The organism is Enterobacter cloacae complex sp. IR53041 (genome assembly GCF_049238285.1).
Classification (GTDB): Bacteria; Pseudomonadota; Gammaproteobacteria; order Enterobacterales; family Enterobacteriaceae; genus Enterobacter; species Enterobacter roggenkampii.
In genome coordinates this window covers 83598-98856 of sequence record NZ_JBMKHB010000006.1, presented here as the reverse complement: position 1 = coordinate 98856, position 15259 = coordinate 83598, and the positions used below count along the sequence as shown (strand labels likewise).

Genomic DNA, 15259 nt, shown 5'->3' with positions numbered 1-15259 from the left:
CATATGAAAACCCTGAAAAACTGGACCGTTGATACGCAGTCGGCAAACCATCTTGAACTGCTGGTCGATAACCAGCACCGTCTGTGCCTGTATGTGCTGGAAGAGAACCTGTTCCGCGTGCTGATCAAACGCAAAGGCGAGCTGGCGCTGGACCGCACCTGGAGCATCGCCCCGGAACAAGACGTGCCGTGGGAAGGTCGCCGTCGTGACGATGTCAGCGGCTTCACCTGCCCGGCCTGGACGCTGACGCAGCAGGACGACACGTTAACCGTGGCAACCGAACAGCTGCGCGTCACCGTGCACCAGCCGCTGTGGCTGGAGTGGCACTACCGCAATGACGCGGGCGAGTGGCAGCCGCTGGTCAACGACCGCCCCACCAGCGCCTACCTGCTGAACGCCCACGGCGACGGCGTGGCGCACTACCTGAGCCGCCGCAAGGACGAGCGTTTCTACGGCCTGGGCGAGAAAGCGGGCGATCTGCAGCGCAACGGTAAACGCTACGAGATGCGTAACCTGGACGCGATGGGCTACAACGCCGCCAGCACCGACCCGCTGTACAAGCACATTCCGTTCACCCTCACCCGCCGCGACGACGTGAGCTACGGCCTGTTCTACGACAACCTGAGCAGCTGCTGGCTGGATCTGGGTAACGAGATCGACAACTACCACACCGCCTATCGCCGCTGGCAGGCGGAAGCGGGCGATATCGATTATTACCTCTTTACCGGCAGACGCGTGCTGGACGTCACTAAAGCCTTTGTTCGCCTGACCGGAAAAACGCTGTTCGGACCGAAATGGAGCCTGGGCTACAGCGGCTCAACCATGCACTACACCGACGCGCCGGACGCGCAGAATCAGCTGATGAACTTTATTCGCCTGTGCGAAGAGCACGCCATTCCGTGCGACTCGTTCCAGCTTTCGTCTGGCTATACCTCCATCAACGGCAAGCGCTACGTCTTCAACTGGAACTATGACAAGGTGCCGCAGCCGAAGGTGATGAGCCAGGCCTTCCACGACGCGGGACTGAAGCTTGCGGCGAACATCAAGCCGTGCCTGTTGCAGGACCATCCGCGCTACAGCGAAGTGGCTGAACGCGGGCTGTTCATTCGCGATTCAGAAACCGATGCACCCGAACGTTCCAGCTTCTGGGATGACGAAGGCTCACACCTCGACTTTACCAACCCGCAGACGGTGCAGTGGTGGCAGAACGGCGTCACCACGCAGCTGCTGGAGATGGGCATCGACTCCACCTGGAACGACAATAACGAATATGAAGTGTGGGACGGGGAAGCCCGCTGCTTTGGCTTCGGCAAGGAGATCGCCATCAAGCATATTCGCCCGGTGATGCCGCTGCTGATGATGCGCGCCTCGCTGGAAGCGCAGCAGCGCTTTGCGCCGGAAAAGCGTCCGTATCTCATCTCCCGCTCCGGCTGCGCCGGGATGCAGCGCTACGTCCAGACCTGGAGCGGCGACAACCGCACCAACTGGGACACCCTGCGCTATAACATCCGCATGGGGCTGGGCATGAGCCTGTCCGGGCTGTTCAACGTCGGGCACGACGTCGGCGGTTTCTCCGGCGACAAGCCGGACGCCGAGCTGTTCGTGCGCTGGGTGCAGAACGGCGTGATGCACCCGCGCTTTACCATTCACTCGTGGAACGATGACCACACGGTGAACGAGCCGTGGATGTATCCGGGCGTCACGCCTGCCATTCGCGGCGCGATTGAGCTGCGCTACCGCCTGCTGCCGTATCTCTACACCCTGCTCTGGCAGGCGCACGCCGACGACGAGCCGATGCTGCGCCCGACCTTCCTCGACCACGAGCACGATGCGCAAACCTTCAAAGAGTGCGACGACTTCCTGCTGGGCCGCGACCTGCTGGTCGCCAGCGTCGTCGAAGCCGGGCAGCGCGAGCGCCGCGTCTGGCTGCCGGATAACGAAACGGGCTGGTACGATTTTTACACCCACGCGTGGTATGCGGGCAGGCAATCCATCGTCCTCGATGCGCCGCTGGAAAAACTGCCGCTGCTGGTGCGCGCCGGGGCCGCTCTGCCGCTCAGCGAGCGCATCACGCATGTGAGTGCCGAAAAAGATACGACCCGCGAACTGAAGCTGTTCCCGGTGAAAGGCGTTGGCACGACCTCGGGGCTGCTGTTTGAAGACGACGGTGAAAGCTGGGGCTACCTGAACGGCAATGCGCTGTGGGTGGAATGGGAGATGGTGTGCGATGGCGCAAGTATCAACCTGAAGGTGAACGTGCGCGGCGACTATTGTCCGGCATGGAAGGCACTGAAGGTATCATTACCGGCGGGGGAAAAACGTACGCTGCGGGTGAACGGGATTGAAAGGAGTGAGTGGGTGCTCTGAACATTGCCGGGTGGCGGCTTCGCCTTACCCGGCCTACAAAGTCACCCGTAGGCCCGGTAAGCGAAGCGCCTCCGGGCTTTTTTTTAGCCGTCGATACCTTTGCTGCGCAGGTAATCTTCGTAGTTACCGGTGAAGTCCACCACGCGCTCTGGCGTAATCTCGATCACGCGGGTTGCCAGCGAGCTGACGAACTCGCGGTCGTGAGAGACGAAGATCAGGGTGCCCTGATACATCTCCAGCGCCATGTTCAGGGATTCGATCGATTCCATGTCCAGGTGGTTAGTCGGTTCGTCCATCACCAGAATGTTCGGTTTTTCCATCATCAGCTTGCCGAACAGCATGCGGCCTTTCTCGCCACCGGAGAGCACTTTAGCCGGCTTTTTGATGTCGTCCTGGCTGAACAGCAGACGGCCCAGGATGCTGCGCACCGCCTGCTCGTCGTCGCCTTCCTGCTTCCACTGGCTCATCCAGTCGAAGACGGTGAGGTCATTTTCGAATTCGTACTCATGATCCTGCGCGTAGTAGCCAATCTGCGCGTTCTCGGACCATTTCACGGTGCCGTTGTCCGGCTGCAGTTCGCCGACCAGGGTTTTCAGCATGGTGGATTTACCCACGCCGTTGGCGCCCAGAATGGCAATCTTCTCGCCCACTTCCAGCAGCAGGTTGAAGTTTTTAAACAGCGGGCCTTCATCGAAGCCTTTGGTAAGGGCTTCCACTTCCAGCGCGTTACGGAACAGCTTCTTGTCCTGCTCGAAGCGGATGAACGGGTTCTGACGGCTGGAGGCTTTAACCTCTTCCAGCTTGATTTTGTCGATCTGACGCGCACGCGAGGTCGCCTGACGCGACTTAGAGGCGTTGGCGCTGAAGCGGCTAACGAAGGACTGCAGGTCCGCAATCTGCGCTTTCTTCTTGGCGTTGTCCGCCAGCAGACGCTCGCGCGCCTGGGTGGCGGCGGTCATGTACTCGTCATAGTTGCCCGGATAGACGCGCAGCTCGCCGTAGTCCAGATCCGCCATGTGCGTACAGACCATGTTCAGGAAGTGACGGTCGTGCGAGATGATGATCATGGTGCTGTCGCGGTCGTTGAGCGTCTGCTCCAGCCAGCGGATGGTGTCGATGTCCAGGTTGTTCGTTGGTTCGTCGAGCAGCAGGATGTCCGGGTTAGAGAACAGCGCCTGAGCCAGCAGCACGCGCAGCTTCCAGCCTGGCGCAACTTCGCTCATCGGGCCGTAATGCTGTTCAACCGGAATGCCGACGCCCAGCAGCAGCTCGCCCGCACGCGCTTCCGCAGAGTAACCGTCCATCTCGCCGTACTGCGTTTCCAGATCGGCCACCTTATAGCCATCTTCTTCGCTCATTTCGGCCAGCGCGTAGATGCGATCGCGCTCCTGCTTCACTTCCCACAGCTCCGCGTGCCCCATGATCACGGTGTCCAGCACGGTGAACTCTTCGAAGGCGAACTGATCCTGACGCAGCTTACCGATACGCTCGTTAGGGTCGAGCGAGACGTTGCCGAGGGTCGGCTCCAGATCGCCGCCGAGGATCTTCATGAAGGTGGATTTTCCGCTACCGTTGGCACCAATCAGGCCGTAACGGTTGCCGCCGCCAAATTTGACGGAAATGTTTTCGAACAGCGGCTTACTGCCAAACTGCATAGTGACGTTGCTGGTAACTAACACGGGGAGATTCCTGCGAAAAGTGTGATAAACACGGCATTATGCCACAATTCCGAATTGAGATCCCGTGTTGCGGCAATCCACTAAACTTTAACAAAATCGAAAAAAATGTGATTTCGTACACATCTGAATTCCCTGTTAGCGGGAATGCACATATAATGCGCTCCCATCACAGATTCAGACTTATCAACTCATCGCCTGAATGGCTTAGATACCTCGCACAACATGAACATGAAATTAACAACGCTTTTTGCGGCGGCGTTAGCCGTAGTAGGTTTTTGTAAGACCGCGTCTGCGGTGACGTATCCCCTGCCGACCGACGGAAGCCGTCTGGTGGGTCAAAACCAGGTGGTGACGGTGCCTGAGGGTAACTCTCAGCCGCTGGAGTATTTCGCCGCGCAGTACCAGCTGGGCCTGTCAAACATGCTGGAAGCGAACCCGGGCGTTGACCCGTATCTGCCAAAAGCAGGTACCGTGCTGAATATTCCTCAGCAGCTGATCCTGCCGGATACCGTTCATGAAGGTATCGTGATCAACAGCGCCGAAATGCGTCTGTATTACTACCCGAAAGGCACCAATACCGTTATCGTGCTGCCAATCGGTATCGGCCAGCTGGGTAAAGACACCCCGCTGAACTGGACCACCAAAGTTGAACGTAAGAAAGCGGGCCCAACCTGGACCCCAACCGCCAAAATGCACGCGGAATACATCGCTGCGGGCGAACCGCTGCCAGCCGTGGTGCCAGCCGGCCCGGATAACCCGATGGGTCTGTATGCCCTGTACATTGGTCGTCTGTACGCGATTCACGGCACCAACGCCAACTTCGGTATCGGTCTGCGCGTAAGCCACGGCTGCGTGCGTCTGCGTAACGACGATATCAAGTTCCTGTTCGAAAACGTGCCGGTCGGTACGCGCGTGCAGTTCATCAACGAACCGGTGAAAGCAACGTCTGAGCCAGACGGCAGCCGCTACATCGAAGTGCACAACCCGCTGTCCACCAGCGAAGACCAGATCAACAACAACGAGATCGTGCCGATTACGCTGAACAGCGCGGTGCAGTCCGTGACCTCTCAGCCTGACGTGGAAACCACCATCGTCGACCAGGCGATTCAGAACCGTTCCGGTATGCCGGTGCGTCTGAACTGATCAATCTGAATCTTTAAAGTACATTATAAGACCTCGAAATCTCGGGGTCTTATTACTCCGCGATACCCACTGCACTCATCGTTTCTGAACAGCAATTATTGCCGTAAGTCCCATTCTTGCCATTTTCTGCCAACCCGGCGTGGTTACATCTGATCCTCTAAGTGTTATGATGCGCCTACTTATAACATCAGTTTAATCTGTATTTATAGGGTCTTTTTATTTCCTGGAGCACACTTAGTACAATGATCAGTATTAACTTAACAACAACAAAATCGCGCCTTTATCTCTGTTCGCAGACAGTGTGGTCACTAGCGAACCAGAGTAAAAAAGTCGATCAAATTGTTGTATGGGTCTCCAGTACACCTTATCTCAGTGATGAAGGCATCACTGAAGAGCCTGAATGGGCGCAGAAAATTCGCCAGACAGGTACAAACCTGGTTTTTAAATGGGTTAAAAACACCGGGCCTTATCGTAAATTGTTTCCTGCGTTACAAGCGGCAACGGAAGAGGATATTCTGATTTATGCCGACGATGACGCCATTTATAACGAAATGTGGGCAGAAACCCTACTAGATGATTTTTACCACCACAATCAGGAATATGTGGTTGCTGCGCGCGTGCGCGAAACGGTAAAGAAGAAGAAAGAACTTCTTGATACCTATCGTAATTTCCCGCTTATCACTGTGCCAAAAGTTGTTAAGCAAAACTATATCATCACCGGTCTTGGTGGCGTTGTCCTCAAGAAAAATATGATTCCGGAGTATTTCCATTTTAACGAGGATTTTATTCGGGTTTGTCCTCGCGCAGATGATATTTGGATCAGCAAACTGATTCAGCTCACCAAAACACCGGTCTATGTTTCTGCAAAGAGCATTCGTTTTGTTCATGAGATAATTCATGATTATGGATTATCACGCGACAATACCAGCAAAATAAAACGATCCTGGATCCAAAAAATCCGTTTTACATTTAAGCCGGGTCATATTCAGCATCTGTGTCAGAACGATCTTTACATAAAAGATACAGACAGCTATTTCGAGTCGTGTGCCTGAAGGACGGACTATCCGTTATTCACGATAACAATCCCGCCGTGGTCGTACCGATAGTGGCAGTGGGCATACTCCAGCGGCGTGCCATCTTCCAGATAAATGACCTGCTCCACCTCCAGCACCGGATCGGTTTCCTCACAGACCAGATGCTCTCTGTCCAGCGCGCTGGGCTTTAGCGCCCGCACGACCCGGTATGATCCCATAATTTTCAGCCCCAGGGTTTCCTGAACGTACTGAAACACTGACCCTTCAAGGTGGTTTTTCGTCAGGCCCGGCACCAGATTCATCGGCATCACCGTGGAATCCAGCGACATGGGTTCGCCGTTCAGTAAACGCAGGCGAATGAAGTCGTAGATCGGCGCATCGGCGTTAATCATCAGCGACGCCTGCTCTTTTTCGTTCGGGAAGCGCAGTTCGAAATGCACCACCTGGCTCGTGACCGTACCCAGATGCGCCCAGGTTTTGGTGGCACCGAAATAGTCGCTGCCGGAGAGATCCCACTGCGAGAGCTGGAGGAAGTTTTTGCGGATGAACGTCCCTTGCCCCTGACGGGTGTAGACCAGCCCTTCGACGATCAGCTGGCGCATCGCCTGCTGGATGGTCATCCGGCTGGTGCTGAACTCCGCCGCCAGCGCAAACTGGTCCGGGAGCGGTTCATTGGCGGCGTACTGCTGGCTGATAATGCGTTTCTTGATTTCCCGCGCTATGGTGATGTACTTCGCCGCCATCGTCCTTCCTTACAGTTAGTTTTCTATCCCGCTGTTTTTCAACGCCACTCGCTCGGCAATCTTGAGGAAAGGCAGGTAGAAGAATACACCAAATATAATGATTGCCAACTGCACCACCACCGCCCGCCAGTCCCCTGCCGTCGCCAGCCAGGCGCTGAGAATCGGCGGCGTGGTCCACGGGATCATCACCACGCAGCGCGACATGAATCCCAGCGTGGTACAAAGCCAGACGAAGTAAATGCCTATCGCGGGCAACAGCACAAACGGGATCATCAGCGGCAGGTTAAACACAATCGGCAGGCCGAAGATCACCGGCTCGTTGATGTTGAATAAGCCCGGCGCCAGCGACAGACGCGCCACCTGTTTCGCCGACTGCTGTCGGGAGAAGATAAAGATGGCGATCAGCAGCGAGATCGTGCTGCCGGTTCCACCCACCATGCCAAACGTCGGCACGAAGATGTTGTTGATGATGTGCGGAATGGGCTGGCCGTTGGCGAAGGCCAGCATGTTCTCGTTGGTGTTGATCAGCAGAAACGGCTCCAGCACCACGCTGTTGACCACCGACTGATGGATACCGAGCGTGAACAGGAAGTTGCCGAAGCTGTAGATGAAAATCGTCCCCGGCAGGCTGGTGTTGATCAGCCGCAGCGGCTGCTGGATAAAGGTCGTAATGAGATGGATCAGATCCGTGTGCAGCACGTTTGCCAGCACGTCCGCCAGCACCGCGAACAGGGAGAGCGTGAGGATCGTCGGGATCAGCGCGGTAAAGGATTTGCTGACCGCTGGGGGCACATTTTCCCCGAGCGATATGTGCAGCGCCTTCAGGCGCGAAATCGCGATAAACACTTCCGTTGAGAGCAGCCCAATCAGCACCCCGGCGAAAATCCCGGTGGAGCCGATATTGGCGAAGGTCAGCACCTGCGTGACGTTCACCGCGGCGTCGCTGCCAACGGGCGTAACCTGTAAGCGCATCGGCATCATGATGATAAAACTGCTGACGGCGATAACCACTGCCGAAACCGGGTTGTCGAAATCTTTGTTGCGCGCCAGTGACCAGGCGATCATCGGGGCCAGCAGCAGCGCGGCGATGTTAAGCGTGCCGTTGATAATCGCCTCGCCCCACACTTTGAAGTGTGCCAGCGTATCGCCGTGAAAAATCCACGGGAACACCACGTTGTTCACCAGCACCGCCAGGCCGGCGAGGATGAAAATCGGCATCACCGTGGCGAAGGCGTCGCGCAGGGAGCGCAGGTGCACCTGGTTTGCCAGGCGCGCCGAGAACTCGACAAACTTATCGACAAAGGACTGCATATGCGGTGTGATTTTTGTTTCAGACATAGCGGCGTGTTCCCATCAATCAGTCACAAAAACGGCCCGGCAGCGTACGGCTTACATCTCGCGTCCGTTGGTATGGATAACCTGTTTTAACCACGCGTAGCTCTTCTTCGGCACGCGCCTGAGGTCTTTCAGGTCGTGGTTTTCCCGGTTGACGTAGACCACGCCGTAGCGCTTACGCATGTCGCCCTGGGAGCTGAGAATGTCGATTAACCCCCAGCCGAGGTAGCCCATGACCTCTGCCCCATCCTCGAATATCGCCGCTTTCATCGCCTCGATGTGCGCCCGGTGGTAGTCGATGCGGTAGGTATCCTCGATGGGGTTGACGCCATCCCACGACTCAATCACGCCAATGCCGTTTTCAATCGGGAAGACCGGCATGCGCCAGTCGTTGGCGTAGCGGGTAATGATGGTGCGAAAACCGAGCGGGTCGATCTGCCAGTTCCACTCGGTGGCTTTCAGGTAGGGGTTATTTTTCTCGCCGTGCAGCAGGTAATAGTTGACCGGCGTGCCTTCCGGGATCGCATCGCTGTCCAGCGTTTTGCTGGCGTAGTAGCTGAAGGCCATATAGTCGTTTCTGGTGCGCGCCAGTAGCGCTAAATCTTCGGCGCGGTAGATATCACCAAAGCCTTCCTGCTCCACCACCGCCATCACCGCCGGGCTGTAGCCCTGCCCGGCAAAGACGCGCAGCAGGTTCTGGTTGAGGAACTCGTCATACTGCTGGGCGCAGAAGATATCGCGCGGTTTGCAGGTGGCCGGGTAAACCAACTGGTGCGCCAGCATGCCGCCCATCAGCTGGCCCGGTTTCGTCTGGTGCAGATACTCGGTCAGCGCCATGTGCGCCACCATGGTATGGTGCTGCAGCTCGTACAGCTCGCGCAGGGTTTGATCGCCTTTCATATAGCCGGAAATGCGGAAAGCTTCCGGCATATGGAAAATATTCTGCTCGTTGAAGGTCAGCCAGTACTTCACGCGGTCGCCAAAGCAGTCGATCATCTTTTTGCCGTAGCGGATAAAGGCGTCCATCACGCGGCGGTCGATAAAGCCGTTGTACTCCTGCGCCAGCGCGAGCGGCATGTCGAAATGGTACAGGCAGATCATCGGCTCGATGCCGCGGGCGATCAGATCGTCAATAAAGCGGTCGTAAAATGCGATGCCTTCGTCGTTGAACGGGCCGTCGCCCTGCGGGCATACGCGGCTCCACGAGAGCTGGAAGCGGTAGCAGTTCATGCCCAGATCCTGCATCAGGTCGAAATCTTCCCGGTAGCGGTGGTAGGAGTCGGTCGCCACTTTCCAGTCGGAGACGTTCTCCCCGGCTTCACGAATGTCATACACCGACATCCCCTTCCCGCCCTCGTTCCAGGCCCCTTCCGTCTGCATGCTCGATACCGAGTTGCCCCATAAAAAGTTGGCTGGCAGCTGATTGTTCATGTTCTCTCCCTATATGACTAGTCATTTAAAAATTCATGACTAGTCATATAGGCGAAGATGTAAAAACGATCAAATAGGAGGATCGTTTTTTGTGAGCAATGCGGGAAAAAAAGCCCCGGTAAGCGATGCGCGACCGGGGCAAGAAAGGTTACTGCTGCGCGAGCTGGTTGCGGCGATATTCACCCTGCCGCTCCAGCATCCAGCCCGGATACTCGCGCGGCAGCGCGCTCACCGCATCCAGCTGTTTGAGCTCGTCTTCGCTTAAGCGGATCCCGGTGGCGGCAATGTTGTCGTCCAGCTGCTCAACGCGCTTCGCGCCAATGATGACGCTGGTCACCGCCTTCTGGTGCAGCAGCCACGCCAGCGCGATTTGCGCGACGGAGACGCCCTTGCTTTCGGCAATCACGCGCATCACGTCCACGCAGTCAAAGGCGCGCTCTTTGTTCACCGGCGGGAAGTCAAACTCCAGACGGCGGCTACCGGCTTCGCTCTGCCCGTCGCGGCCATATTTTCCGCTCAGCAGGCCGCCCGCCAGCGGGCTCCAGACCATCAGCCCGACGCCTTCGCTCTGCATCATGGGGACCAGCTCGCGCTCAAGATCGCGTCCGGCGATGGTGTAATACGCCTGAAGGGATGCGAAGCGCGCCAGCCCGAGGCGCTCGGAAATGCCCAGCGCTTTGGCAATCTGCCACGCCGCCCAGTTCGAGACGCCGATATAGCGCACGTGGCCGTGCTGCACCAGGTTATCCAGCGCATACAGCGTCTCTTCAATCGGCGTGGCCGGGTCGAAGCCGTGCAGCTGATAGAGATCGATATGATCCAGCTGCAGGCGGCGCAGGCTCTCCTTCACGCTGCTGATGATGTGATAGCGCGAGCTGCCGCGCGAGTTCACTCCTGCCGTTCCGGTTTCGCCGAACACTTTGGTGGCGACGACCACGTTCTCGCGCGGAACGTTCAGGTTTTTCAGCGCCTGCCCGAGGATCGCCTCCGAACGGCCTTCCGAGTAGACGTCGGCGGTGTCGATAAAGTTGATGCCCGCGTCCAGCGCGCGGCCCACCAGCTGCTCGGCTTCATTTTGCTGGAGCTGGCCAATCTTGCCCCACATGCCGCCTTCACCGCCGAACGTCATGGTGCCGAGGCAGAGTTCAGAAACGAACAGTCCGGTATTGCCCAGTTTTTGATAACGCATAACGCTTTCCTCGCATGTCGATTGGGTGTCTGTTAGTTATACCCGCCCCTCTGCCATCGCGAATGTGGCGTTCCTGTCCGTTTCTTGCCCAATCCTCTGAATATTTATCCGCGCGGGGCGTCGCCAAAGACGCTGTAGTCCGGCAGCTGCACCTGCTGATACGGCTCCCAGCCGCCACCGAGCGCCTTGTAGAGCGCCACCAGATCGAGCGCGCTTTGCACCTGCGCCTGCGCACGCTGCTGCTCGGCCTGCGCCAGCTGCCGCTGGGCGTCCAGCACGTCGATAAAGCTGGCGATCCCCTGACGATAGCTGTCGCTCGCCAGGTCAAAGGCGTTTTGCAGGGCATCAATGGTTTTCGCCAGGCCCGCTTCACGCTGCTGGTCGGTGCGATAGCTCACCAGCGCATTTTCGACATCGCCAAGCGCAGTCAGCACCGTTTGACGATAGTCCAGCACCGCCGCCCCCTGCTGCGCGCGCGCCACCTTCACGCTGGAAACCAGTCGACCGCCCTGGAAAATCGGAATGGAGACCTGCGGGCCAAAGCTGTAGAAGTGGCTGCTCCAGTCGGTCAGCCAGTTGGTTTCGCTGTTGCGCAGGCCAAACTGCCCGGAGAGGGTAAAACTCGGGAACAGCTGGGCCACCGAGACGCCAATCTGCGCCGTGGCGGCATGAAGATTCGCCTCCGCTTCGCGCACGTCCGGACGGCGTCGCGCGAGCGTAGACGGAATGCCGGTTTGCACGATATCCGGCAATGCGGGCATCGGCTGCACGCTTTGTAACTCCGCATCGAGCGCACCCGGCGGCTTGCCAAGGAGGATCGCCAGGCCATTCATCGCCTGCCGCGCCTGCGCCTGGTACTGCGGCAGCTGCGCCTCCAGGTTACCCAGCTGTGCCCGCGCATTTTCTACATCCATCTGCGGCGACAGCCCGCCCCGCTGGCGGCTTTCGGTCAGATCCAGCGTCTGCTGCGCGCTTTTAATCTGGGTGTTCAGCGTGGCGATAATGCTCTGCGCCCCGCGCAGCTGGAGCCACGCGCGCGCCACTTCCGCCTCCAGCGACACCAGGGCGTCGTTACGCTGCTCTATCGCCGCCTTCTGCTGCGCTTCTGCCGCCTCCACCTGCCGGCGCACCTTGCCCCACAGGTCAATTTCCCACTGGGCGTCGAAGCTGCCCTGGTAAAGGTTAATCGGCTGGGTCAGCGGCCCCAGCGCGCCTTTCAAATTAGGATCGATACTATCCAGCTGGTCATACACGCCGTGGGATTTCAGCTCCCCTTCCAGCCCGAGCTGCTGGCGCGTCGCCTGCAGATTGCCGTTCACCGACGGGTAAAACGCCCCGCCCGCCTGGTTAATCTGCTCGCGCGCGCCGGCGATGCGCAGCACCGTCTGCTGCAGCGTCAGGTTCCCGGCGATGGCGCGCTCAATCAGGCTGTCGAGCTGCGGCGAGCCGAAGGTCTTCCACCAGCGCGGGTTGGTCGCGGCGGAGGTCGTCTGCGATTTTACCCCGCTGTCGCCCTTATCGTTCCAGTGCGTCACGGCAGGCGGCGCGGGCGGCTGATAGTCCGGCCCGACGGCGCAGCCTGCCAGCAGCATCATTATCATCAGGGGGTGTAAACGTCTGTGTATCATCAATGTGCTCCTGCACTCCCCTCGCTCTTAACCGGCGAGAGCAACAAACAAAACGGAATCAATAGCAAGGCCACGGCGCTCAGAAGGGTGAAGACGTCGATGTAGGCCAAAAAGCGCGACTGCTCGATCATGGTCTGGTACAGGCGTCCGGTGGCAATCCCGGTGGGATCGCCCACCTGGGTCGTGAAGTTCTGGATCGCCTGGGCGCTTTCGCGTATTGCCTGCTGAAACTGTTCGTTAAACGGCGAGTCGTGGTACGCAAGGTGCGCGCTATGCGCCTGAGACCGTTCGGTGATGGCCGCCGTCGACAGCGAGATCCCGACCGAGCCCGCGACGTTACGGAACATAGTGAACAGCGCCGCCGCGTCGGCATTCAGCCGTCTTGGAATCGAAATAAAGGCAATGGTGGTCAGGGGCACAAACAGGAACCCCAGCCCCAGCGACTGGGCGCTGCGGAACAGCACCAGGGTTTCAAAGTCGATATCCGGGGTCAGCGTGCGCGACCAGAAGAACGACACCGCCAGGCAGGTAAAGCCAAAGGCGATAATCCAGCGCGTCTGCACCACCGGCATCAGCTTCAGCACCAGCGGGATCGTTAATACAATCAGCACCGCCCCGGGCGACAGCACCAGCCCGGACCAGGTGGCGGTATAGCCTAAATCCTGCTGCGCCAGCTGGGGGATCACCACCGAGCTGCCGTACAAAATCATCGCCATCCCCGCCATCAGCAGGCTGGAAATCGCAAAGTTGCGGTCCTTCATGCAGTGCAGATCCACCACCGGCTTTTTGGCATACACCAGCCAGTAAATGGCACCGATAATGCCGATTAGCGTTAACACCGCGAAGGTACGGATAAAGTTCGAGTAGAACCAGTCCTCATCTTCTCCCCGGTCAAGCATCACCTGCAGGCAGCCAAGCCCTAAGGCGATCAGGCCGATCCCCGTCCAGTCGATGGTCAGCTTCTCTTTAGATTTGCTCTCCCACGGCGGATCTTCCAGCAGCTGGTAGATCGCCAGCACCGTAACAATCCCCACCGGGATATTGATAAAGAACACCCAGCGCCAGGAGTAGTTGTCGGTGATCCAGCCCCCCAGCGTCGGGCCGAGGACCGGTGCAACGATAATCGCGATGGAGGAAAGGCCGAACGCTTTGCCCCTGTCCTCCGGCTTAAAGTAGTCGAGCAGTACCGACTGCTGCGTGGGCTGCAGCCCGCCGCCAAAAAAGCCCTGCATCACGCGGAACAGGATGATCTGCCACAGCTCGGTGGCGATGCCGCAGAGGAACGAGCAGACGGTAAACATGACGATGCAGATCAGGAAGAACTGCTTGCGGCCAAATACCCGGCTCAGAAACGCCGAGATGGGCAGCACGATGCCGTTCGCGACCAGGTAGCTGGTTAACACCCAGGTGGATTCGTCATAGCTGGACGAGAGTGAACCCGCCACGTGGGGCAGCGCCACGTTCACGATGGTGGTGTCCAGAATTTCCATAAACACCGCCAGGGTGACGACAATCGCCACCGCCCACGGATTGCTGGCGGGCTTCCAGCTGTCGTGGCTGTGATCCGTCATTCCACCGTCACCTTCGGCGCGACCGACAGCCCCAGCGGCAGCGGTTTGTTCGGATCGAGCCCCTTATCAATCACGATTTTCACCGGCACGCGCTGCACAATTTTGACAAAGTTACCGGTGGCATTTTCAGCCGGGAAGGCGGAGAAGCGCGAGCCGCTGCCCTGCTGGATACTGTCAACGTGGCCCTCAAGCGCCATATCCGGCCACGCGTCGACCGACACGGTGACTTTATCGCCGGGCTTCATGCGCTCAAGCTGGGACTCTTTGAAGTTCGCCACCACCCACACGTTCGGCGAAACCAGCGAGAACAGCGCCGTACCCGCCTGCACCAGCGTGCCGGGCTGCACGTTGCGTTTGGTGACAAACCCGTCGAACGGGGCGCGAACTTCGGTGTAAGAGAGGTTCAGATTGGCCGTTTCCAGCTGCGCTTTGGCCTGTTCGACCTGACGCTCGCGCGCTTCAACGTTGGTTTCCTGCTGGCGAATTTGCAGCTGTACCTGCTCTGCCACTTCCAGCTGCGCCTGAGCGCTGGCCAGACCCGCCTGGGCGCTGCGCAGTTGCGCATTCGCAGAATCAATACTTTGCTGGGTGGTCGCCCGCGGATCGACGCCGCGCTGGCGGCGATACTCCGCCTGCGCGTTCGCCAGATCGGCCTGCGCTTTCAGCACCTGCGCTTTGGCTTCGTCACGCTGGGCGGGATACTCCACTTTGGAGAGTGCGAGCTGCGCCTGGGCCTGGTGCAGCTGCGCGATAGCCAGCCCAAGCTGGGCCTGGGCCTGATCGCGCTGCGCGGTGGTATCACGCGGATCGATGACCACCAGCAGATCGCCTTTTTTCACGCGCTGGTTATCGCGCACCCGCAGCTCGGTGACGTAGCCTGCCGTTTTCGGGGCAATCGTCACCACGTCGCCGTCGGTAAAGGCGTCGTCGGTCGTCTCTTCGTTACGGGTTAAAAACCACCAGACCAGCGCCACGACGACCATCACCACCACGACAATGCCGAGGATAATTAACGGTTTTTTGCCCGGGCGCTTACGCTCATTATTGTTTTTGTCCTGCTCGTCAGCAGGTGGAGTTTGATCTTCAGCCATAGTTCAGCAACGGTCCTGTCAGTGAGCGGCATCACACTATGCCGTTCA

Annotated in this window: 11 protein-coding genes; 3 read left to right on the top strand and 8 right to left on the bottom strand. The window is 58.4% G+C overall.

The genetic code is table 11. The annotated features are described in order from the left end of the window. The first annotated feature begins 3 nt into the window (after positions 1-3). Complete coding sequence (locus ACOTXF_RS06560) at positions 4-2367, top strand: TIM-barrel domain-containing protein (RefSeq protein WP_047745349.1); 2364 nt, start codon at positions 4-6, stop codon at positions 2365-2367. Between the two features lie 83 nt (positions 2368-2450). On the opposite strand, the gene ACOTXF_RS06555 is transcribed toward ACOTXF_RS06560, so the two are convergent. Next, positions 2451-4046, bottom strand: coding sequence for an ABC-F family ATPase (locus ACOTXF_RS06555; protein ID WP_008501187.1), 1596 nt, complete (start codon positions 4044-4046; stop codon positions 2451-2453). A gap of 222 nt (positions 4047-4268) precedes the next feature. On the opposite strand from ACOTXF_RS06555, the gene ldtB reads away from it, so the two are divergent. Continuing rightward, positions 4269-5189, top strand: coding sequence for a L,D-transpeptidase (gene ldtB / locus ACOTXF_RS06550; RefSeq protein WP_008501186.1), 921 nt, complete (start codon positions 4269-4271; stop codon positions 5187-5189). 242 nt (positions 5190-5431) lie between these two features. Further along, on the top strand, positions 5432-6241 hold the full coding sequence (locus ACOTXF_RS06545; RefSeq protein ID WP_023615566.1) for a glycosyltransferase: 810 nt from the start codon (positions 5432-5434) through the stop codon (positions 6239-6241). An 8-nt stretch (positions 6242-6249) separates the two neighbouring features. Here the strand turns inward: ACOTXF_RS06545 and ACOTXF_RS06540 are convergent, their stop codons facing one another. From ACOTXF_RS06540 to ACOTXF_RS06510, 7 genes are all read right to left on the bottom strand, one after another. Further along, entirely contained in the window at positions 6250-6966 is a 717-nt protein-coding gene (locus ACOTXF_RS06540) for a GntR family transcriptional regulator (RefSeq protein ID WP_025912880.1), read from the bottom strand. A gap of 15 nt (positions 6967-6981) precedes the next feature. After that, a complete protein-coding gene (locus ACOTXF_RS06535; protein ID WP_232926446.1) occupies positions 6982-8304 on the bottom strand; it encodes a PTS sugar transporter subunit IIC in 1323 nt (440 codons plus the stop codon). A gap of 51 nt (positions 8305-8355) precedes the next feature. Beyond that, a complete protein-coding gene (locus tag ACOTXF_RS06530) occupies positions 8356-9732 on the bottom strand; it encodes a glycoside hydrolase family 1 protein (protein WP_047745344.1) in 1377 nt (458 codons plus the stop codon). 148 nt (positions 9733-9880) lie between these two features. Beyond that, positions 9881-10921 carry an aldo/keto reductase gene (locus tag ACOTXF_RS06525; RefSeq protein ID WP_047745342.1) on the bottom strand — a complete coding sequence of 347 codons (1041 nt, stop codon included), beginning with the start codon at positions 10919-10921 and terminating at the stop codon, positions 9881-9883. Between the two features lie 104 nt (positions 10922-11025). Further along, on the bottom strand, positions 11026-12549 hold the full coding sequence (locus tag ACOTXF_RS06520) for an efflux transporter outer membrane subunit (RefSeq protein ID WP_232926445.1): 1524 nt from the start codon (positions 12547-12549) through the stop codon (positions 11026-11028). After that, entirely contained in the window at positions 12549-14120 is a 1572-nt protein-coding gene (locus ACOTXF_RS06515) for a DHA2 family efflux MFS transporter permease subunit (RefSeq protein WP_232926444.1), read from the bottom strand. The genes ACOTXF_RS06520 and ACOTXF_RS06515 overlap by 1 nt, the downstream gene beginning before the upstream one ends. Next, positions 14117-15211 carry an HlyD family secretion protein gene (locus ACOTXF_RS06510; RefSeq protein ID WP_421635257.1) on the bottom strand — a complete coding sequence of 365 codons (1095 nt, stop codon included), beginning with the start codon at positions 15209-15211 and terminating at the stop codon, positions 14117-14119. The genes ACOTXF_RS06515 and ACOTXF_RS06510 overlap by 4 nt, the downstream gene beginning before the upstream one ends. Between the last annotated feature and the right edge of the window lie 48 nt (positions 15212-15259).

Bases quoted from the DNA above. Each gene is read 5' to 3' on its own strand.
- ACOTXF_RS06540 (WP_025912880.1), bottom strand. From the start codon at position 6,966: ATGGCGGCGAAGTACATCACCATAGCGCGGGAAATCAAGAAACGCATT.
- ACOTXF_RS06525 (WP_047745342.1), bottom strand. From the start codon at position 10,921: ATGCGTTATCAAAAACTGGGCAATACCGGACTGTTCGTTTCTGAACTC.
- ldtB (WP_008501186.1), top strand. From the start codon at position 4,269: ATGAACATGAAATTAACAACGCTTTTTGCGGCGGCGTTAGCCGTAGTA.
- ACOTXF_RS06545 (WP_023615566.1), top strand. From the start codon at position 5,432: ATGATCAGTATTAACTTAACAACAACAAAATCGCGCCTTTATCTCTGT.
- ACOTXF_RS06560 (WP_047745349.1), top strand. From the start codon at position 4: ATGAAAACCCTGAAAAACTGGACCGTTGATACGCAGTCGGCAAACCAT.
- ACOTXF_RS06520 (WP_232926445.1), bottom strand. From the start codon at position 12,549: ATGATACACAGACGTTTACACCCCCTGATGATAATGATGCTGCTGGCA.
- ACOTXF_RS06530 (WP_047745344.1), bottom strand. From the start codon at position 9,732: ATGAACAATCAGCTGCCAGCCAACTTTTTATGGGGCAACTCGGTATCG.
- ACOTXF_RS06535 (WP_232926446.1), bottom strand. From the start codon at position 8,304: ATGTCTGAAACAAAAATCACACCGCATATGCAGTCCTTTGTCGATAAG.
- ACOTXF_RS06515 (WP_232926444.1), bottom strand. From the start codon at position 14,120: ATGACGGATCACAGCCACGACAGCTGGAAGCCCGCCAGCAATCCGTGG.
- ACOTXF_RS06510 (WP_421635257.1), bottom strand. From the start codon at position 15,211: ATGGCTGAAGATCAAACTCCACCTGCTGACGAGCAGGACAAAAACAAT.